The sequence below is a fragment of the Nonomuraea sp. CX421 genome, assembly GCF_059358955.1.
Window position 1 is genome coordinate 22998 of the sequence record NZ_JCADBK010000035.1, and the last position, 17657, is coordinate 40654.

The window sequence follows — 17657 nt, forward strand, 5'->3', positions numbered from 1 at the left end:
AGGGCATGCGTAGCCCTCTGCTCGATCTCCCCGGCGCCGTCCCCGCCGACGCGCCGGACTCCGACGTAGCCGCGCACTATGGCGACCTCTACGCCGAACAACGCGCGCTGGTCAAGGGCGAGGCGGTCGTCGACCGCAGCAACCGCGAGGTGATCCGGGTCTCGGGAGCCGACCGGCTCAAGTGGCTCAACGACCTGACCTCGCAGAAGCTCGACACGCTGGCCCCCGGCGAGTGGACCCAGACGCTCGACCTCGACCTGCAGGGCCGCATCCTGCACCACCTGACGCTGGTCGACGACGGTGAGAGCGTGCTGGCCCACGTCGAGCCGGGCACCGCCCAGAGTCTGATCGACTACCTCGACCGGATGCGGTTCATGCTGCGCGTGGAGGTGTCGCGGGCCGACGACCTCGCGGTGCTCTCCTCGGCCACCGAAGACTTCCTGGTGCCGCGCGCCGAGCTGGCCGACCACCTGGGCAAGCCGCTGGCGGGCCTGTGGGCGTACGAAGCGCTGCGCATCGAGGAGCACCGGCCGCGGGTCGGCTTCGACACCGACCACAAGACGATCCCGCACGAGATCGGGCTGATCGGCACCGCCGTCCACCTCACCAAGGGCTGCTACCGCGGCCAGGAGACGGTCGCCCGGGTGCACAACCTCGGCCACCCGCCGCGCCGCCTGGTCTTCCTGCATCTCGACGGCAGCGTCGACACGCTGCCGCCGCACGGCGCGCCGGTGATCTTCGAGAGTCAGGAGGTCGGCGTGGTCGGCTCCGCCGCCCGCCACCACGAGCTGGGCCCGATCGCGCTGGCGATGGTCAAGCGCACGGTGCCGGTCGACGCCCCGCTTCTCGCGGGTGGTGTCGCCGCCTCCCAGGAAGTGATCGTCCCGCCCGACGCCGGGCGCAACGTCACGATCGACCCGAGCCTGCGGCGCCGGCTCCGCTGACGCCTCAGACGTCCACGACGAGCGTGATCGGGCCGTCGTTGACCAGGGAGACCTTCATGTCGGCACCGAAGACGCCGGTCTCCACCCGGGCGCCCAGGGCCCGGAGCTCCTCGACCACCGCCTCGACCAGAGGCTCGGCGACCGGCCCTGGGGCGGCCGCCTGCCAGGTGGGCCGGCGGCCCTTGCGAGCGTCGCCGTACAGGGTGAACTGACTGATCACCAGGAGCGGCGCCGCGATGTCGGAGCAGGACTTCTCGCCCTGAAGGACGCGGAGGGTCCAGAGCTTGGCGGCCAGCCTCGCCGCCTCGGCCGCGGTGTCGGTGTGGGTCACGCCGACCAGGACGAGCAGGCCGGGCTCGTCGATCGCGCCGACGGTGCGCCCGTCGACGACCACGGACGCGGAGCTCACTCGTTGTACGACTGCTCGCATGGGATCCCATTCTGGCCCAGCTGGAACGCTCCGTAGACTCGCCCCGAAAGGGGAGGCGATATGTCGCTGGTGGTGGAGGTCGTCCGGTCCGGGTTCGTGGAGTCCAGGCACCAGGCCCGGATGCTGACCTTCGACGCCGACGGGCGGCCGGGTGAGACGCACGGGGCGGTGCACGTTCCGGCGTCGCCGCGGTCGTCGATGAAGCCGTTGCAGGCTCTCGGCATGCTGCGCGCCGGGCTCCGGCTCGATGGTGAGCTGCTCGCGCTGGCCTGCGGCTCGCACGCCGGTGAGCCGTACCACGTCGACGGCGCGCGGAAGATCCTGGCGGGGGCGGGGCTGGACGAGTCGGCGCTGCGATGTCCTGAGGACTACCCGGAGGACCGGGCGGTGACCGAGCGGAGCCGGGTCCGCATGAACTGCTCGGGCAAGCACGCGGCCATGCTCGCCACCTGCGTGGTCAACGACTGGCCGGTCACCGGCTATCTCGATCCGGCGCATCCGCTGCAGCGCGCGATCCGCGCCACGGTGGAGGAGCTGACCGGCGAACGGGTCGCGGCCTCGGGAGTCGACGGGTGCGGCGCGCCGCTCTTCTTCGTTTCGATGGTGGGCGTGGCCCGGGCGTTCCGCACCTTTCCGCTCGCCGCCGATGACTCGTTCGAACGACGGATCTATCACGCCATGACGGCCCACCCGGAGTGGACGTCCGGCACCGGCCGGATGGAGGCCACGCTGATGCGGGCCGTTCCGGGGCTGATGCTGAAGGCGGGCGCCGAGGCGTTCGAGGCGTTCGCGCTCGCCGACGGCCGGGTGGGGGTGGTCAAGGTCGAGGACGGATCGAGCCGGGCCCGCACCCCGCTGACCGTGGCCGCTCTGCGTGCTCTGGGAGTCGACGTCGACCTGCCCGCCACGCCGGTCATGGGCGGTGGCCGCCCGGTGGGCGAGCTGCGCGTCACCGCCTCCTGAGAGCTCCTGAGGGCTGCCCTGGTGCGCGTCGCGCACCGGCCCCTCGGGCGTGGTCCCGCACCGGCCTCTCGGACGTGTCACGGGCCGGCGTCTCGGGCGCGTCGCGCACCGGCCCGGGATGCGACCCGGGTGCCTTCAGGTGCGTCCGGCGCCGGCGGCTCGCAGGAGGTCGGCGATCTCGTGCTGGCCCTTCGCGACCGCGTGCTCCAGCGGTGTGACGCCGACGTTGTCGGCCAGGTCGGGGGCGGCGCCGGCGGCCAGCAGCAGCCGGACGATCTCCTGGTAGCGCTCGGACCCGTCGCCCAGGATGATCGCCTCCAGCAGGCCGGTCCAGCCCAGGTCGTTGACGTGATCGACGTCGATGCCCGTCTTGAGCACCTCGCGCACGTACTCGACGTGGCCCCGCTCGCAGGCGGGGAGCAGCGAGACCCCGCCGTAGCGGTTGCGGACGGTCAGGTCGGGCCCGGCGGGCAGCAGCGCGCGCATCATCGCCACGCTGCCGGTCACCCCGGTCACCAGCCACGGGGTGTCGTGCTGGGCGTCCGGCGCGTCGGGGTCGGCCCCGGCCGAGACCAGGATCTGCGCGACCTCCACGTGGTCGGCCGCCACGGCCAGCAGCAGTGCGGTGCGGCCCCGACTGTCGCGGGCGTCGACGTCGGCGCCTTCGATCACGGCCTCGCGCACAGCGGCGGCGTCGCCGGTCACGGCGGCTGTGAGCAGCTGTTCCTCGAGCACGCCTGATCCTTTCACGCCGGACCGTACGGCTACCCGCAGGACGCTCGTGACACGTCAGAGGGTGCGGAACTGGCGGCTGGCCGAGATCGCGCCCGAGGTCGTCGTGGTGAACGTACGCATCGACCCCGCGAAGTTCGACAGGTCCCACTCGGCCGGCCCGTGGTACCAGTAGAGGTTGTCGGCCTGGTGCCCGTTGCCGGTGACCGAGGCCACCACGCGTGACCAGTGCTCCACCCCGTCGAAGATGACGGCGTACGGCAGGTAGCGGGAGAACAGCTCCACCCGGTGCTGCTCGGGCACCTCGCCCAGCTCTCCGGAGAACAGATACTCGCGAAACCCCAGCGTGTGGGCCAGCGCGGCCGACCCCTTGGCGGTCTTGGCCGGCATGTACTGCCCGCCGACGGCCAGCGCGCCGCCCGCGATGATCACGGCCAGCCCCAGCAGCCCGTACGTGGTGAACCAGGCCAGCGCCACCGTGGCCAGCACGCCCACGCCGATGAGCACCACACCGATCAGCGTCCACCGGGTGCGCTCGGTGTCGGGGCGGCGGGCGAACCAGCCCTGCGTGACCACGTCGCGGTAGAGGGCGTCGCGGACCTCGCCCAGATGGCTGGCGAAGGAGCCCGACAGCTGCGACAGCAGCACGGCGTCACGGCCCTCGAAGATGGCGTCGTAGAGGGCCTGTTCGTACGGCAGCAGCGTGCCGGTCGGCGCTTTGGGCAGCCGTACCAGCATCCAGTCGGGCGCGTCGTAGGTCTGGCGTGGCTGCTCGTCGATCCGCAGGTAGCCGCGGACCGCCAGGTCCACGATGGTCGCCGTCACGTCCACCACGTCGGCCTGTTCGTCCACCAGCGTGCCGATCTGGCCCGGCCGGACCCCGTCGGGCGGGGAGAAGTGCCCGTTCTGCACCGGGTCGATCGCGCCCTTCTCGTGGTCGGCGACCCGGGCGTCGCGGCCGCGCGTCCAGTAGAGCAGGCCCAGGCCGCCGAGCATCAGCACCAGGAGGCCGGCCAGGGCGCCACCGGTGACGGTGTCGAGCGTGAAGGCGCTCGCCAGCGAGAAGCGCCTCTCCAGGATCGGCCCGCCGCCGCTCGCGCCCTTCGGGTAGCCGACGACGACGGTGAGCGCCTGGCCGGCGGCGAGGTTCTCCTGCTCGAAGTCGGCTTCGGTGCCGGTGTGGTTCATGGAGGCCGACGTGCAGCCGATGGCGGAGGTCAGCTCACCGGCGAAGCACGACAGCGCCTGCACCGGGCCCGGCCCGCTCACCTTGACGGTGGCCTTGGTGACGGGGGTGTCCCAGCCGTTGACCGCGAACCAGCGCAGCTCCTCGACGTCGCCCGAGGCGGTCACGGCGCCCTTGACGTCGTACTCGACGGTGGCCGGGGCCGTCACGGTGAGCACGTCGCCGGTCAGCTTGCCGCCCTTGACGTTGGAGATCTGGTAGAGCCGGTCGTTGTCGTCGTCGTAGCGGGTTCGGGTGAGGAACGTCCGCCTGAGCTCGCCCGTGCCTCCGGTGATCTTCTCGACGACGTGCAGCGTGCCACCCTTGCCGAGGGTCAGGGTGATCTCGTCGCTGATGCCGGCCTCAGCCATGGCGGGCGCGATGGAGGTCAGTGCCAGAACGGCCGCGACCAGTCCGGCCAGCGTGAGCCTGATTCCCGTCATGGCCGCAGATCGTAGCGGTTCGTCCCCTGTTGGGGTGAGTGAGCGACAGGTTCGTGATCAGTCGAGCGCGATGCCCACCGCTCGGCGCACGCTCGTCGGGGCGCCTCCCGGCGTTGGCCCGAGCAGCACTGCTTGACGGGCCGCGGTCGGTCGTGGAAGGACGGAGCTGACAGCGCTTCCCTCGCGCCAGGAGACCCGATGAACGAGGCCATCGAAGCGATCAGATCGGGCGACATGCCCACGTTCCGGCGCCTGCTGGCGGAGGATCCCTCGCTAGCGCGCGCCCGGCCCGACGGTCAGCGCACACTCCTCCACACGGCCACCGACTGGCCCGGTCACCTGCCGCACGCCACGGCGACGATCGCCGCGCTGGTGGCGGCGGGCGCCGACGTCGACGCGCCGTTCGCGGGCGATCACGCGGAGACGCCCCTGCACTGGGCGGCCAGCAACGACGACGTGGCCGCCGTCGACGCGCTGCTCGACGCGGGAGCGGACGTCGACGCGCCGGGCGCGATCATCGGCGGTGGCACACCGCTCGCCGACGCGGTGGCGTTCGGCCAGTGGGCGGCGGCCTGCCGCCTCGTCGAACGCGGCGCCCGCGTCGAGCCCCGGCACGCGGCGGCCCTCGGCCTCGCCGACCAGGTCACGGTCACCGATCAGGAAGAGCTCGACCTCTGCTTCTGGTACGCCTGCCACGGCGGCCGGCGCGAGATCGCGGAGCGATTGCTGGCCCAGGGCGCGTCCCTCGACTGGGTGCCGCCCTGGGAGCGGCTCACGCCCCTGGACGCGGCCGAACGTCACGGCTTCACCGACCTGTCGGCCTGGCTGCGTGCCCAGGGCGCCCGCCCGGCGGCCGCCCTGTAGCAACCGCTGTCGGGGGCTACGCGCGAAGGCCTCCTCACGCGGCAGGACGCGCACGTCGATGCGGCGGTCGGCGAGGATCTCGGCGTTGAGCGTCCATGCGATGCGTTGAGCGTTGTTGAGCGTCCGGGTGATGCGTTGAGCGTTTGGTTTCAGCGTCACGGAGCTCTCCCTCTTGCTATCGTCCTGGTGTTCGGATGGCTTGCGAGAACCAGGCCGCCATCCGTGGAAGAAGGTCAAGTCGGCAGCCTAGGACCATCGAGGTGGCCATGCGTGGCTTGGTGTGGCACCCCCTGCTCGCGCCGGTCGCGATTATCTTGGCGATTTGTACGGCTATAGCGGGATGTGCGGCCGATCCCGAGGCCCTGCGTCCGAGCACCCCGGCCGCCCCGTCGGGCCTCTTCACCTCCGGCCCCGTCGCACCCAGCGCCTCTGCCGGCCCGCCCCGATCCGAGGCCGATGTCCCTGGGGCCGGGGCAGGACACTCCGGGCCGTGGCCGGCGCCGGTGATGATGGTGATCGGTGACAGCTTCGCCGTGGGGTCCGGTCCGGTGCCCCGCTGGCAGGCCTACGCGTGCGAGGCCGCCCGTCTGCTCGGCTGGCAGCCGGTCATCGCGGGCGCGGGCGGCACCGGCTATCTCAGCAGGGGGCGCGCCGGCCGTACCTTCCAGGAGTCGTTCGAGGCGGAGCTGGCCTGGCGGCCCGCACCGGACGTGCTGGTCATCTCGGGAGGTCACAACGACCTCCGCTGGGCCACGCCGGACGTGCGCCGCGCGGCCGCGAGGCTGGCCGCCACAGCCGGGGCCCGGTGGCCGCACACGAGGATCGTGCTGATGGGCCCGATCTGGCTGGACACGCCCCCGCGCAAGGCCTATCGGATCCGTGACGCCGTGGCCGAGGCCGCGCGGGAGGCGGGGATCGGCTTCCTCGACCCGCTGGAGCGGCGCTGGATCACCGGCGCCCACGAGAAGGTGCTGCTGCCGGACGGCGTGCACCCGACGCGGTCGGGCCATCTGCTCCTGGCCCGATGGCTGGCAGGGGAGCTGAGCGCCTAGCCGGCTGCTACAGGCGTGGCTACGCGGTGTTCACCAGGGCCCGTAGGGGCCGCTGCTGCTGCCGCCGCGGCCCATGCCCTTGACGGCGGGCTTCACGTCGACGATGTAGATGACGGAGGCGATCACCGCGGCGATGGAGAAGATGCTGACGGCGCCGAGCCCGATGAACTGCGCGCCGCCGATCATCGAGAACGCCAGCAGGAACGACCACGCGCCGGCGCCGGAGAACAGGGTCGCCAGGCCGAGGATGATCAACCAGATGTTCTTCTTCAGCTTGCCCGCGGAGGTGAAGGCGGCCTGGTCCACGCGCAGCGCGTGGACCAGCGCGTAGACGGACATGCCGAAGATGCCGACGGAGAGCAGCAGGAAGAGAAGGTTGAGGCCACCGTTGATGAGGTTCATGTGTTCGCTCCGCCCAATGCTCGCGATGAATCGGCTTCAGCCTAACGGGCGTGCCCGTCCGGCGGGCACACCGGCGACGAAAGGCCCGCCTCCCTCTGGGAGACGGGCCCCACGCGTCGCCGGTCAGGCCTTGGTCTTGGTGGTGCGGGCCGGCTTCTTGACCGGGGTGGCGACGGGCGGCTCGGCGGCCACCGACACCTCCTCCAGCTCCAGCGCGGCCTCGCCGCTCACCTTGCTGACGGCCTTGCGGCCCCGGGAGGCGAAGTCCTCGTAGACCTCGTTGGCCCGGTGGGTGATCTGGTCGGCGTACTCGCGCGCCTTCTCGGGGAACTCCTTGGCGAAGCCCTCGGCCTTGCCGGCGTAGACGCGGGCCTTCTCCGGCAGGTCCTTGGCGAGGTCGGCGCGCCGCGACTGCAGCCTCTGCAGCTGCTCGGGCAGCTCACGCAGCTTCTCGACGGCGAAGTCGCCGACGCCCGCGACGGCGTAGAACGGCTTGGACTCGGTGAGCTTCTTGACTTCGGTGGTGAGCGGCATGGGTTAACCTTCCTTGGTTTCCTGGTTGACGGTGCCGTTGCCCCCGGAAGCCGCGTAGGGCTCAAGAGCGGCGAGGAATTCCTCCGGCAGCGGCGGCTCGTCGTCCGTCACGGAGTCGCCCCGGGGATGAGCCTTCTGGGAGGTCTGCTCGTCTTCGGGGTGCTTCTCCTTGCGGAACGACTCGTAGATATCGATCAGCACCTGACGTTGTCTCTCGGAGAGGTGCGCGTCGGCCCTGATGGCGGTCACCACGTCACTCGGCGTCTCCCGGTCCTCGATGAGGCCCGCCTGCACGTAGAGCGCCTGTGAGGAGATTTGCAAGCCCTTGGCGATCTGGTTGAGGATCTCCGCGCTCGGCTTGCGCAGCCCCCGCTCGATCTGGCTCAGGTAGGGGTTGGAGACCCCCGCCGCTGACGCGAGCTGGCGCAGGGAGATCTTCGCCTGCTGCCGTTGCTCGCGGATGTACTCGCCGATCGAGCCGACCTTCGGTAGTGCCATAGGGCTTATTCTGCCCCGCACTGCTTGCAATTGCAAACGGTCTGGTTAACACCAGCAAGCGTTAAAGCTGGTAGACCCACAGCAGGGACGCGGACGTGACCAATGTCACGGAGCAGGCCAGCAGCATGTAGCGCAGGCCCGGGGCCAGGTCGGGATCGGGCTTGATCAGGCGGTCCACCCGGGCCATGACGTGGTGGGCGTGCAGGCTGATCATGCCCTGGGGCGTCGGCATGGCGCCTGCCGTGCCGAATCTGAGCAGGGCGGTGGCGAGCCGGCGCGGTGAGCAGTAGCGGCGGGCACGGTCGTCGGCGGCCATCTCGACGAGCAGCTCGACCTGCGACTGGGCGTCGCTCACCACCTTGGACCAGGGCAGAGCCCGGCGCAGCGCGGCGAACGGCAGCAGGACGAGGTCGTGACGCTCGCGTACGTGGGCCGCCTCGTGCGCGAGGACGGCCGTCAGCTCGTCCTCTGACAGGAGCTTGAGCGCGCCCTCGCTGACCACCACCTGCGAGCGCAGGCCGGGCACGCAGTAGGCGGCGGCGCTCGGATGGTCGAGCACCCGCACACCCGGCACGACCGGGTTGTCGTGGGAGATCAGCGCGAGCAGCGTGCGGTGGCGCCTGCGCGCCCGCAACGCCTGCACGCCCGCGGTGAGCAGCACCACGACGAGCACGGTCAGGCAGGTGATGCCGGCGACCATGGCCACCAGGTGGGCCAGGTCCCACGGCTCGCCCGGAGCCATGCCCTGGGCGAACGCGAGCAGGCCCGGCAGCACGCCCACCTCGTAGGGCTGGACGGCGTAGGCGAGCATCGCGCCGGTGGTGGCCAGCCCCCAGGTCACGCCGAGGGACTGCCAGAGCAGGATCGCGACCCGGGGGGACCGAGAGGTCCAGCGGGCGGTCGTGAAACGCCAGGCCCCGAGCGCGCACGCCACAGCGAGCGCTGCCAGCGCCGCTGCCGTGATCACTCGTCCTCCAGCTCCGTGAGGGCTCTTCGCAGGATCTCCGCCTCCGGGCCGGACACGGCCTGGGCGAAGCGGGTGAGGGCGGCCGACCGGTCGCCCGTCATGTCCAGTGCTCCCAGCATAAGCTCGGCGACGTACGCGTCGCGGCTCTCCGCCGGAGAGTAGCGCCACGCGCGGCCGTCACGGGTGCGCTGGAGGAAGCCTTTGCGGGTGAGGCGGTCGAGGACGGTCATGACCGTGGTCGGGGCCAGGTCGCGGTCGGCGATGAGCCTGCCGACCTCGCGGGCGGTCAGTGGGGTGTCCTCCGCCCAGAGGATGTCCATGATGCTGCGTTCGAGCTCGCCAAGACCCTTCACACTCTCCAGCGTAGTACTACAACGTGTCGAGCATGCAGCGGGGAGCTGGGAAACCTAGTGGACGGCGGCCCAGGGAAGGGTGATCTCACCCAGGCGCCACCTGGCCACACCGCCGAGCGGCGGGTGCCGGAACACCGGCCACGACCCGCTCAGCGCGCTCACCGACGCCAGCCAGCGCTGCCGCAGCCCGTGAGCGCCGTAGGGGGCGCTGACCGCCCAGGCGTGGTCGAAATCACGCAGGAAGGCGTGGATCCGCTCGCCGGGCACGTTGCGGTGGATGAGCGTCTTGGGCAGCCGGTCGGCCAGGTCCGAGGGCCGTTCGAAGGCGTCGAACCGGGCGGAGAAGGTGATCGTGCGCGGCCCGCCGGGCGACAGGCCCACCCAGACCGCGCGGTGACCCGTCTCGGAGCAGGTGCCCTCCACGAGGGCGCCGCCGGGCGCGAGCCCGCCGCGCAGCACGTCCCACCAGTGCCACGCCTCCGCCTCGCCGTACTGGCGCAGCACGTTGAAGGCGCGCACCAGCGCCGGCGGGCGCGCGACCGGCAGCTCGAAGCCGCCGAGCGCGAAGCTCAGCCCCTCGCGTTCGTACGGCTTCGCCAGCGCGACCCGCTCGGGGTCGATCTCGATGCCCACGACCTCGACGCCGGGCACCACCCGGCGCAGCCGGGTGAAGAGCTCGAGCGTGGTGACGTGGGAGGCGCCGTATCCCAGGTCCACCACGAGAGGGCGTGAGGCGGCGCGGAGCATCGGGCCGTGCACGGCGGCGATCCACCGGTCGGCCCGCCGCAGCCGGTTGTGCGCGGTCGTGCCCCGGGTGATCGAGCCGGCCGGTCTAACCACTGACGCGGTGCACCTTGTGCTGGGCGGCCTGGGCGCGGGGGCGCATCACCACGCGGTCGATGTTGACGTGGGCGGGCCGGGTCACGCACCAGGCGATGGCGTCGGCCACGTCGTCGGAGGTCAGCGGGTCGGGCACGCCCTCGTAGACGCGGGAGGCGGCCGTGGCGTCGCCGCGGAAGCGGGTGACGGCGAACCCCTCGCTGCGCACCATGCCGGGCGCGATCTCCACGACGCGCACCGGCTCGCCGACCAGTTCCAGCCTGAGCGTGCCGGCCATCGAGGACTGGGCGTGCTTGGCCGCGACGTAGCCGCCCCCGCCCTCGTAGGGGGTGAAGCCGGCGGTCGAGGTCAGCAGCACCAGCACCCCGTCGCCGGAGCCGATCAGCCTGGGCAGCAGCGCCCGGGTCATGCGCAGCGTGCCGAGCACGTTGGTGTCGTACATCCGCTGCCAGTCGTCCACCCGGCTCTCGGCGACCGGCTCCATGCCCAGCGCGCCGCCGGCGTTGTTGACCAGCACGTCGCAGCGGTCGAGCGAGGCAGCGAGCGCGTCGACGGACTCCTGGGAGGTCACGTCGAGCGTGAAAGGCGTGATTGAGGGCACTTCGGCGGCGAGCTTGTCGAGGCGTTCGCGCCGTCTGGCGCCCGCCACCACGTGGTAGCCCTCGGCGGCCAGCCGGCGGGCCGTAGCCTCGCCGATGCCGCTGCTCGCGCCGGTCACCACAGCCGTCTTCGTCATGGCCTCCATCCTGCCAGGCCGTCCCAGAGCCACCCCCGCTGTCACCACATATCGGGAATGTCGAAAAGATCTGTGTAGTTGTAAGTCGCTTGGAGGTGGTGTCGGGTGAGGCGACGACGGGTCGACCGGGTCGCGACCATCAGCATGCACACGTCACCGCTGGAGCAGCCGGGCACCGGCGACGCCGGCGGGATGAACGTGTACATCGTCGAGTCCGCGAAACGGCTCGCCCAGCTGGGCGTCGAGGTGGAGATCTTCACCCGGGCCACGGCCAGGGACCTGCCACCGGTCGCCGAGCTCGCCCCCGGGGTCCTGGTCCGCCACCTGACCGCCGGGCCGTACGAGGAGCTGGACAGGGGCGACATGCCCGGTCAGCTGTGCGCGTTCCTGTCAGGGGTGCTGCGCACCGAGGCCATGTACGACCCCGGACGCTACGACGTCATCCACTCGCACTACTGGCTGTCCGGCCAGGTCGGCTGGCTGGCCAAGGAACGCTGGGGCGTGCCGCTGGTGCACACCATGCACACCATGGCCAAGGTCAAGAACCAGCTGCTCGCCCATGGCGACAAGCCCGAGCCGCAGGCCCGCGTGGTGGGCGAGGAACAGGTCGTGGAGATCGCCGACCGGCTCGTGGCCAACACCACCGACGAGGCCCGCGAGCTCATCGACCTGTACGGCGCCGCCGAGGAGCGCGTCGCGGTCGTGAACCCCGGTGTCAATCTCACCGTTTTCCAGCCCGCTTCACAGGCCATCGCCCGGCGACGGCTCCGGCTGCCGAGGGACGCCCGCGTCCTGCTGTTCGTGGGCCGGATCCAGCCGCTGAAGGCGCCCGACGTGCTGCTGCGCGCCGCCTCCCGGATGCTCATCGACGACCCCTCGCTGCGCGGCCGGCTGGTCGTCGCCTGCGTGGGCGGCCCCTCCGGCAACGGCCTGGCCAGGCCGTCCATCCTCACCGAGCTGGCCGCCGAGCTGGGCATCTCCGACGTCGTCCGGCTGGTGCCGCCGGCGCCGCAGGCCGAGCTGGCCGACTGGTACCGCGCCGCCGACGTGACCGTCGTGCCCTCCCACAGCGAGTCGTTCGGCCTGGTGGCCCTGGAGTCCCAGGCCTGCGGCACCCCGGTCGCCGCGGCGGCCGTCGGAGGGTTGCGCACCGCCGTACGGGATGGAGTGTCCGGCGTGCTGGTCGACGGCCACGACTCCGACGCGTGGGCGAGCGTGCTGCGCCGCTTCGTCACCTCGCCCCGCTGGCGCGACAGCCTGTCGACGGGCGCCCGCGCGCACGCGGCCGGCTTCGGCTGGCAGGCCACGTCCGCGCACCTGCTGGAGGTCTACGCCGACGCCGTCGCCCACCTCCGCCCGGTGCCCGTCGCGATCAGCTCGTAGGCTGTACGTCATGCGCGAAGTCGTCGAAGCCGCGCTCAAGGCCGCGGACGTCTCCTACGACGAGCCGCGACCCGGGGCGTTCCTGGCGAAGCTGCCCGGCCAGCACAAACTGGCCACCATGACCTGGCTGATCGTCGGCGAGCAGGCGCTGCACATCGAGGCGTTCTTCTGCCGCCAGCCCGACGAGAACCACACCGAGTTCTACCGCTGGCTGCTCGGCAAGAACGGCGGCATGTACGCCGTCCACTTCTCGCTCGACGCCGTCGGCGACGTCTACCTGGTCGGCCGGCTGCCGCTCTCGGCCATCACCGAGGACGAGATCGACCGCGTCCTCGGCTGCGTGCTCACCTACTCCGACGAATGGTTCGACCGGGCGCTGGAGCTGGGCTTCGCCTCCTCGATCAGGCGCGAGTGGGAGTGGCGGGTCAAGCGCGGCGAGTCGCTGGCCAACCTCCAGGCGTTCGCGCGCTTCGCCGACCCCGACCGCCCCTGACCGACACGAACCATAGGATTGGGCCCATGGCGACTTTGGTGCTGCTGCGACACGGCGAGAGCGACTGGAACGCGAAGGGCCTGTTCACCGGCTGGGTGGACGTGAGCCTGTCGGCCAAGGGCGAGGACGAGGCCCGCAGGGGCGGCGACCTGCTGGTCGAGGCCGGGGTGCGGCCCGACGTGGTGCACACGAGCCTGCTGACCAGGGCCATCCAGACGGCCCAGCTCGCGCTGGGCGAGGCCGGCCTGGAGTGGCTGCCGGTGCACCGCTCCTGGCGGCTCAACGAGCGCCACTACGGCGCGCTGCAGGGCAAGAACAAGGCGCAGACGCGCGAGGAGTTCGGCGAGGAGCAGTTCATGCTCTGGCGGCGCTCCTACGACGTGCCGCCGCCCCCGATCGCCGACGACGACGAATACTCCCAGGCGGGCGACCCCCGCTACGCCCTGCTGCCCCCGGAGCTGATGCCCCGCACCGAGTGCCTCAAGGACGTCGTCGACCGCATGCTGCCCTACTGGTACGACGCGATCGTCCCCGACCTGGCGGCCGGCCGCACCGTGCTCGTCGCGGCCCACGGCAACTCCCTGCGGGCCCTGGTCAAGCACCTCGACGGCATCGGCGACGAGCAGATCGCCGGGCTCAACATCCCGACGGGCATCCCGCTGCGCTATGACCTCGACGCCGACTACCGTCCGCTGCGGCGGGGCGGCGAGTACCTCGACCCCGAGGCCGCCAAGGCGGCCATCGAGGCGGTGGCCAACCAGGGCCGCTGAGCGGCCTCAGACCCTGTCGGCGGGGCGCGAGCCGGTCACCATGTAGACGACCGACTCCGCGACGTGCACCGCGTGGTCGGCGTAGCGCTCGTAGTAGCGGCCGATCAGCGTGATGTCGATGGCCGGCTCCACCCCGTGCTGCCACTCCTTGGCCAGGATGTCCTTGAACAGCCGGCGGTGCAGCCGGTCCATGGCGTCGTCGTCCTGGTCGAGCTCCATGGCCGACTCCACGTCCCGGGACGCCACGCAGCTGCCCGCCTTGGTGACCAGGTTCTCGGCGATCTGCCCCATCTGCACGATCGTGGAGCGCATCTCCGGAGGGATCGCCGAGTCGGGGTGCCGCAGCCGCGCGACCTTGGCCACGTGCACGGCCAGGTCGCCCATGCGCTCCAGGTTGGTGGCCATCCGCAGCCCGGTGATGACCATCCGCAGGTCCACCGCCACCGGTTGCTGCCGGGCCATCAGGTCGAAGATGGACGTCTCGATGTCGTCGAAGACCGCGTTCACCACCTCGTCGCGCGAGATGACGCTCTCCGCGAGCTGGAGATCGGCGTCGAGCAGAGCGGTCGTGGCCCGGGAGATGGCCGAGCGGACAAGCCTGGTCATCTCCACCAGCTTGTCGGTCAGGGAGTCGAGTTCCTCGTGGTACGCGTCGCGCATGCCGCCACCGTATTCGCGGGTCGATGAACGAACTTCGACACCAAGATGAACTTTGCGGGAAAGCCCCCTTCATCCCCTGGTGAGAGGTCTGTCGCCGACAAGCAGCCGCCTACCATCGAAGACATGAGTGAGATGGCCATGAGCTTCGCGGCCCTGGCCGGCTTCGTCGTGGGCGCCCTGGCTGTTCTCTTCTACCGCAACCAGATCGAGGCCCCCCGCCGGGCCGAGACGCCCGGGGAGACCGACCCCGCCGTGCTGCCGCAGGGCATCGCGTCGGTGCTCGCCGTGCTGCCGTCCTCGGCCGTGGTGCTCGACGCCCACGACCGCGTGCTGCGCGCCAGCTCGGCCGCCCGCGCGTTCGGTCTGGTCAAGGGCGACCGGCTGATGGCCGCCGAGCTCCTCGCCCTGGCCCGGCAGGTACGAAGAGACGGCGAGATCCGCGAGACCGAGATCGACGTGGCCGGCCACAAGTTCGGCCAGGAGACCACCAACTTCGCCGTCCGCGTGGCCCCCCTCGGTAGCCACGGCCAGGTGCTGGTGCTCGCCGAGGACCAGACCGAACGCCGCCGCGTCGAGGCCGTGCGGCGTGACTTCGTGGCCAACGTGAGCCACGAGCTGAAGACCCCGGTGGGCGCGCTCAGCCTGCTCGCCGAGACGGTCCAGGACGCCGCCGACGACCCCGAGGCGGTCACCCGCTTCGCCGCCCGCATGCAGCACGAGGCCGCCAGGCTCACCTACCTCGTACAGGATCTGATCACACTGAGCCGGATCCAGGGCGCCGAGGCCATCCCCACCCCCGGCCAGGTGCCCATCGACGAGGCCGTCCACGACGCCATCGACTACTGCAACACCCGCGCCGGCGCCAAGGACATCACCCTCGTCAGCGGCGGCACCGAGGGCCTGCGCATCTGGGGCGACGAGGAGCTGCTCGTCACCGCGCTGCGCAACCTCATCGACAACGCCATCGCCTACAGCCCCGAGCACACCCGGGTCGTCATCAGCACCAGGCCGGCGGGCGACTCCGTCGAGATCAGCGTCAGCGACCAGGGGATCGGCATCCCCGAGGAGGCGCTGGAGCGCATCTTCGAGCGGTTCTTCCGCGCCGATCCGGCCAGGTCGCGCGCCACCGGCGGCACGGGCCTCGGGCTCGCCATCGTCAAGCACGTCGCCGCCGCCCACGCGGGCGAGGTCTCTGTCTGGAGCAAGGAAGGCTCCGGCTCCACCTTCACGCTGCGGCTGCCCGCCTTCGGCGGCACCGCGGTGGCCGTACCACCCTCGATCTCCCTGGAGGCCGCCCCATGACCCGAGTGCTCGTCGTGGAGGACGAGGAGTCCTTCTCCGACGCCCTGTCCTACATGTTGCGCAAGGAGGGCTTCGAGGTCTCGGTCGCCGCGACGGGGCCCGAGGCGCTCGAGACGTTCGACCGCAACGGCGCCGACCTGGTGCTGCTCGACCTCATGCTGCCCGGCCTGCCCGGCACCGAGGTGTGCCGCTCGCTACGCCAGCGTTCCAAGGTGCCCGTCATCATGCTGACCGCCAAGGACAGCGAGATCGACAAGGTCGTGGGCCTCGAACTGGGCGCCGACGACTACGTCACCAAGCCGTTCTCGTCACGCGAGCTGGTCGCCCGCATCCGCGCGGTGCTGCGCCGCCAGGGCGACGCCGTGGAGGAGGTGGAGAGCGCCGTGCTCGCGGCCGGGCCCGTCCGCATGGACGTCGACCGCCACGTCGTGGCCGTGCGGGGCGACCAGGTGCAGCTGCCGCTGAAGGAGTTCGAGCTGCTGGAGGTGCTGCTGCGCAACGCCGGCCGGGTGCTCACGCGCGGCCAGCTCATCGACCGTGTCTGGGGAGCCGACTACGTGGGCGACACCAAGACCCTCGACGTGCACGTCAAACGGCTGCGCGCGAAGATCGAGTCAGACCCGTCCAACCCGCGCTGCATCCTCACCGTGCGGGGGCTCGGCTACAAGTTCGACGCCACCGACGGCTGACGGACCCCTGTTCCGGGCGCGGCTCACGCCGGGCCCGGAACAAGCGTTTCGGCGGGTCAGTGGGCGGTCTCCTCGGCGTGCTCGGCCGACGGCGTGGGCGTGGGCGTCGGGGCCGGGGTGGCGCCGGGGGCCGCGGGATACTCCGCGAACTCGCGGCTCCGGGTGACCACAGGGACGTTCATCGACACGCGCCCGGCGTTGGCGAAGTGGAGGTCCAGTTTGACGCTCTCGCCGCCTCTGAGGCTCTTGGAGAGGCCCTCCACCATGATCTGGGGCGTCGGCTTGCCCGTGTTGACGAGCTCATTGACGGGGAGCTGGATGGGCGCCGTCACCTTCACCGTGCCGAGGTCGCCGGCCGAGACCGCCTGCAGGGTGTCGGCCTTGTCCGCGGTGTTGAGGATGTTGAGGTAGATCGGGGCCGAGCCGCGCCACGCGAGCTGCGCGCCGGAGTCGGGGCCCAGGATGAAGGCCTGCGGGATGTGGATGTCGCGGGCGCCGTAAACGCCCGCCTCGATGAGCACGCCGGCCTCGTTGGGGGCGTACGCCTTGTTGGTGTCGGCGTCGAATCCCGCCGAACAGCCGGCGACTACGGGGGCCACCAGGAACGCGGCGGCGGCGACAATCCAACGACGGCTGGTCACGGGCGGGTTCTCCTTGGTTCGCGCGTGCGTGTTCGGGCAGCGCCTACCATATCGACCCGTTTCCATGGTCATATCCGTGCCCCCGCAGGTCATTAGGTATGTCCGCATATGCGATTCATAGAGTTGACCGCTTGTCAACCCCTAATATGCCGCTTTGACCTGCAGTTATGGTGATTTCACTGTTCCGGGAGCCTGTGGATGCGTGGTACTCTGGAGTACAGCGGAAGGGGTACTTGTCACATGACTTTCCAGGTCGGCGACACTGTCGTCTACCCCCACCATGGGGCTGCTCGGATCGAAGCAATCACGAAGCGATCCATCAAGGGTGAGGAAAAGACCTACCTGGTGCTCAAGGTCGACAAGGGCGACCTTACCGTCCAGGTGCCGGCGGAAAACGCGGAACTTGTCGGCGTGCGCGATGTTGTCGGTCAAGAAGGCCTTGAGCGGGTTTTCGACGTCCTTCGCATGCCGCACACGGAGGAGCCGACCAACTGGTCCCGTCGTTACAAGGCAAATCTGGAGAAGCTCGCCTCGGGCGACGTCAACAAGGTCGCCGAAGTCGTTCGGGACCTGTGGCGGAGAGACCGCGAGCGCGGTCTGTCCGCGGGTGAGAAGCGCATGCTCGCGAAGGCGCGGCAGATTCTGGTGAGCGAGCTCGCCCTCGCCGAGAAGACCAATGAGGACAAGGCCGAAGCACTACTCGACGAGGTCCTCAACTCCTGAATACGAACTTTCC

At 70.9% G+C, this 17657-nt stretch carries 22 protein-coding genes; 10 read left to right on the plus strand and 12 right to left on the minus strand.

The genetic code is table 11. The features are described 5' to 3' along the window. The first annotated feature begins 5 nt into the window (after positions 1-5). A complete protein-coding gene (gene ygfZ / locus AC5L3X_RS36460; RefSeq protein WP_494863159.1) occupies positions 6-944 on the plus strand; it encodes a CAF17-like 4Fe-4S cluster assembly/insertion protein YgfZ in 939 nt (312 codons plus the stop codon). Positions 945-948: 4 nt separating this feature from the next. Here ygfZ and dtd read toward each other — a convergent pair whose 3' ends face one another. Then, entirely contained in the window at positions 949-1374 is a 426-nt protein-coding gene (gene dtd, locus AC5L3X_RS36465; RefSeq protein ID WP_494863161.1) for a D-aminoacyl-tRNA deacylase, read from the minus strand. A 60-nt stretch (positions 1375-1434) separates the two neighbouring features. On the opposite strand from dtd, the gene AC5L3X_RS36470 reads away from it, so the two are divergent. Further along, positions 1435-2337 carry an asparaginase gene (locus AC5L3X_RS36470; protein ID WP_494863163.1) on the plus strand — a complete coding sequence of 301 codons (903 nt, stop codon included), beginning with the start codon at positions 1435-1437 and terminating at the stop codon, positions 2335-2337. A gap of 135 nt (positions 2338-2472) precedes the next feature. Here AC5L3X_RS36470 and AC5L3X_RS36475 read toward each other — a convergent pair whose 3' ends face one another. Together AC5L3X_RS36475 and AC5L3X_RS36480 are read right to left on the minus strand one after the other, a co-directional pair. After that, a complete protein-coding gene (locus tag AC5L3X_RS36475; protein ID WP_494863164.1) occupies positions 2473-3072 on the minus strand; it encodes an ankyrin repeat domain-containing protein in 600 nt (199 codons plus the stop codon). A gap of 54 nt (positions 3073-3126) precedes the next feature. Next, a complete protein-coding gene (locus tag AC5L3X_RS36480; RefSeq protein WP_494863166.1) occupies positions 3127-4737 on the minus strand; it encodes a DUF2207 domain-containing protein in 1611 nt (536 codons plus the stop codon). Positions 4738-4935: 198 nt separating this feature from the next. Here AC5L3X_RS36480 and AC5L3X_RS36485 point away from each other — a divergent pair, with 198 nt between their 5' ends. Together AC5L3X_RS36485 and AC5L3X_RS36490 are read left to right on the plus strand one after the other, a co-directional pair. After that, positions 4936-5601: an ankyrin repeat domain-containing protein gene (locus AC5L3X_RS36485; RefSeq protein ID WP_494863168.1), complete on the plus strand. Its 666-nt coding sequence runs from the start codon at positions 4936-4938 to the stop codon at positions 5599-5601. Positions 5602-6113: 512 nt separating this feature from the next. Continuing rightward, positions 6114-6653 carry an SGNH/GDSL hydrolase family protein gene (locus tag AC5L3X_RS36490; RefSeq protein WP_494863170.1) on the plus strand — a complete coding sequence of 180 codons (540 nt, stop codon included), beginning with the start codon at positions 6114-6116 and terminating at the stop codon, positions 6651-6653. Positions 6654-6683: 30 nt separating this feature from the next. Here AC5L3X_RS36490 and AC5L3X_RS36495 read toward each other — a convergent pair whose 3' ends face one another. The 7 genes from AC5L3X_RS36495 to AC5L3X_RS36525 all read right to left on the minus strand — a co-directional run bounded on the left by AC5L3X_RS36495 (position 6684) and on the right by AC5L3X_RS36525 (position 10983). Further along, positions 6684-7055, minus strand: a complete 372-nt coding sequence (locus tag AC5L3X_RS36495) for a DUF2516 family protein (protein WP_494863172.1) — start codon at positions 7053-7055, stop codon at positions 6684-6686. A gap of 123 nt (positions 7056-7178) precedes the next feature. Continuing rightward, on the minus strand, positions 7179-7589 hold the full coding sequence (locus tag AC5L3X_RS36500; RefSeq protein WP_189124373.1) for a hypothetical protein: 411 nt from the start codon (positions 7587-7589) through the stop codon (positions 7179-7181). Positions 7590-7592: 3 nt separating this feature from the next. Next, entirely contained in the window at positions 7593-8087 is a 495-nt protein-coding gene (locus AC5L3X_RS36505) for a helix-turn-helix domain-containing protein (RefSeq protein ID WP_189124372.1), read from the minus strand. 61 nt (positions 8088-8148) lie between these two features. Then, complete coding sequence (locus tag AC5L3X_RS36510) at positions 8149-9054, minus strand: M56 family metallopeptidase (protein WP_494863174.1); 906 nt, start codon at positions 9052-9054, stop codon at positions 8149-8151. Further along, positions 9051-9407, minus strand: coding sequence for a BlaI/MecI/CopY family transcriptional regulator (locus AC5L3X_RS36515; RefSeq protein WP_189124370.1), 357 nt, complete (start codon positions 9405-9407; stop codon positions 9051-9053). Before AC5L3X_RS36515 ends, AC5L3X_RS36510 begins: the two co-directional genes overlap by 4 nt. 54 nt (positions 9408-9461) lie before the next feature. After that, positions 9462-10247: a class I SAM-dependent methyltransferase gene (locus AC5L3X_RS36520; protein WP_494863176.1), complete on the minus strand. Its 786-nt coding sequence runs from the start codon at positions 10245-10247 to the stop codon at positions 9462-9464. After that, entirely contained in the window at positions 10240-10983 is a 744-nt protein-coding gene (locus AC5L3X_RS36525; RefSeq protein ID WP_189124368.1) for an SDR family NAD(P)-dependent oxidoreductase, read from the minus strand. Before AC5L3X_RS36525 ends, AC5L3X_RS36520 begins: the two co-directional genes overlap by 8 nt. Before the next feature lie 105 nt (positions 10984-11088). Between AC5L3X_RS36525 and mshA the strand changes: the two genes are divergently transcribed. From mshA to AC5L3X_RS36540, 3 genes are read left to right on the plus strand one after another with little or no spacing between them, the layout of a single operon-like run. Continuing rightward, on the plus strand, positions 11089-12366 hold the full coding sequence (gene mshA, locus AC5L3X_RS36530) for a D-inositol-3-phosphate glycosyltransferase (protein WP_494863178.1): 1278 nt from the start codon (positions 11089-11091) through the stop codon (positions 12364-12366). A gap of 10 nt (positions 12367-12376) precedes the next feature. Further along, on the plus strand, positions 12377-12859 hold the full coding sequence (locus AC5L3X_RS36535; RefSeq protein ID WP_189124367.1) for a type III secretion system chaperone family protein: 483 nt from the start codon (positions 12377-12379) through the stop codon (positions 12857-12859). A 26-nt stretch (positions 12860-12885) separates the two neighbouring features. Beyond that, positions 12886-13629, plus strand: a complete 744-nt coding sequence (locus AC5L3X_RS36540) for a phosphoglyceromutase (protein WP_494863180.1) — start codon at positions 12886-12888, stop codon at positions 13627-13629. Between the two features lie 6 nt (positions 13630-13635). Here the strand turns inward: AC5L3X_RS36540 and phoU are convergent, their stop codons facing one another. After that, the gene (phoU, locus tag AC5L3X_RS36545) at positions 13636-14289 is read right to left on the minus strand and encodes a phosphate signaling complex protein PhoU (protein ID WP_494863181.1); all 654 of its coding nucleotides are present in this window, start codon (positions 14287-14289) and stop codon (positions 13636-13638) included. A gap of 132 nt (positions 14290-14421) precedes the next feature. Between phoU and AC5L3X_RS36550 the strand changes: the two genes are divergently transcribed. Both AC5L3X_RS36550 and AC5L3X_RS36555 read left to right on the plus strand, forming a co-directional pair. Continuing rightward, positions 14422-15591, plus strand: coding sequence for a sensor histidine kinase (locus AC5L3X_RS36550; protein WP_494863223.1), 1170 nt, complete (start codon positions 14422-14424; stop codon positions 15589-15591). Then, complete coding sequence (locus AC5L3X_RS36555) at positions 15588-16280, plus strand: response regulator (RefSeq protein WP_494863182.1); 693 nt, start codon at positions 15588-15590, stop codon at positions 16278-16280. Before AC5L3X_RS36550 ends, AC5L3X_RS36555 begins: the two co-directional genes overlap by 4 nt. A gap of 56 nt (positions 16281-16336) precedes the next feature. Here the strand turns inward: AC5L3X_RS36555 and AC5L3X_RS36560 are convergent, their stop codons facing one another. Then, positions 16337-16921 (minus strand): copper chaperone PCu(A)C domain-containing protein, encoded by a 585-nt coding sequence (locus tag AC5L3X_RS36560; protein WP_494863183.1) that lies wholly within the window; start codon positions 16919-16921, stop codon positions 16337-16339. Positions 16922-17161: 240 nt separating this feature from the next. Here AC5L3X_RS36560 and AC5L3X_RS36565 point away from each other — a divergent pair, with 240 nt between their 5' ends. Next, the gene (locus AC5L3X_RS36565) at positions 17162-17644 is read left to right on the plus strand and encodes a CarD family transcriptional regulator (RefSeq protein ID WP_043624891.1); all 483 of its coding nucleotides are present in this window, start codon (positions 17162-17164) and stop codon (positions 17642-17644) included. Positions 17645-17657 lie beyond the last annotated feature (13 nt).

Coding starts and splice junctions, on each gene's coding strand:
- AC5L3X_RS36535 (WP_189124367.1), top strand. CDS start 12,377: ATGCGCGAAGTCGTCGAAGCCGCGCTCAAGGCCGCGGACGTCTCCTAC.
- AC5L3X_RS36485 (WP_494863168.1), top strand. CDS start 4,936: ATGAACGAGGCCATCGAAGCGATCAGATCGGGCGACATGCCCACGTTC.
- dtd (WP_494863161.1), bottom strand. CDS start 1,374: ATGCGAGCAGTCGTACAACGAGTGAGCTCCGCGTCCGTGGTCGTCGAC.
- ygfZ (WP_494863159.1), top strand. CDS start 6: ATGCGTAGCCCTCTGCTCGATCTCCCCGGCGCCGTCCCCGCCGACGCG.
- AC5L3X_RS36565 (WP_043624891.1), top strand. CDS start 17,162: ATGACTTTCCAGGTCGGCGACACTGTCGTCTACCCCCACCATGGGGCT.
- AC5L3X_RS36470 (WP_494863163.1), top strand. CDS start 1,435: ATGTCGCTGGTGGTGGAGGTCGTCCGGTCCGGGTTCGTGGAGTCCAGG.
- AC5L3X_RS36505 (WP_189124372.1), bottom strand. CDS start 8,087: ATGGCACTACCGAAGGTCGGCTCGATCGGCGAGTACATCCGCGAGCAA.
- AC5L3X_RS36540 (WP_494863180.1), top strand. CDS start 12,886: ATGGCGACTTTGGTGCTGCTGCGACACGGCGAGAGCGACTGGAACGCG.
- phoU (WP_494863181.1), bottom strand. CDS start 14,289: ATGCGCGACGCGTACCACGAGGAACTCGACTCCCTGACCGACAAGCTG.
- AC5L3X_RS36480 (WP_494863166.1), bottom strand. CDS start 4,737: ATGACGGGAATCAGGCTCACGCTGGCCGGACTGGTCGCGGCCGTTCTG.
- AC5L3X_RS36555 (WP_494863182.1), top strand. CDS start 15,588: ATGACCCGAGTGCTCGTCGTGGAGGACGAGGAGTCCTTCTCCGACGCC.
- AC5L3X_RS36550 (WP_494863223.1), top strand. CDS start 14,422: ATGGCCATGAGCTTCGCGGCCCTGGCCGGCTTCGTCGTGGGCGCCCTG.
- AC5L3X_RS36500 (WP_189124373.1), bottom strand. CDS start 7,589: ATGCCGCTCACCACCGAAGTCAAGAAGCTCACCGAGTCCAAGCCGTTC.
- AC5L3X_RS36495 (WP_494863172.1), bottom strand. CDS start 7,055: ATGAACCTCATCAACGGTGGCCTCAACCTTCTCTTCCTGCTGCTCTCC.
- AC5L3X_RS36525 (WP_189124368.1), bottom strand. CDS start 10,983: ATGACGAAGACGGCTGTGGTGACCGGCGCGAGCAGCGGCATCGGCGAG.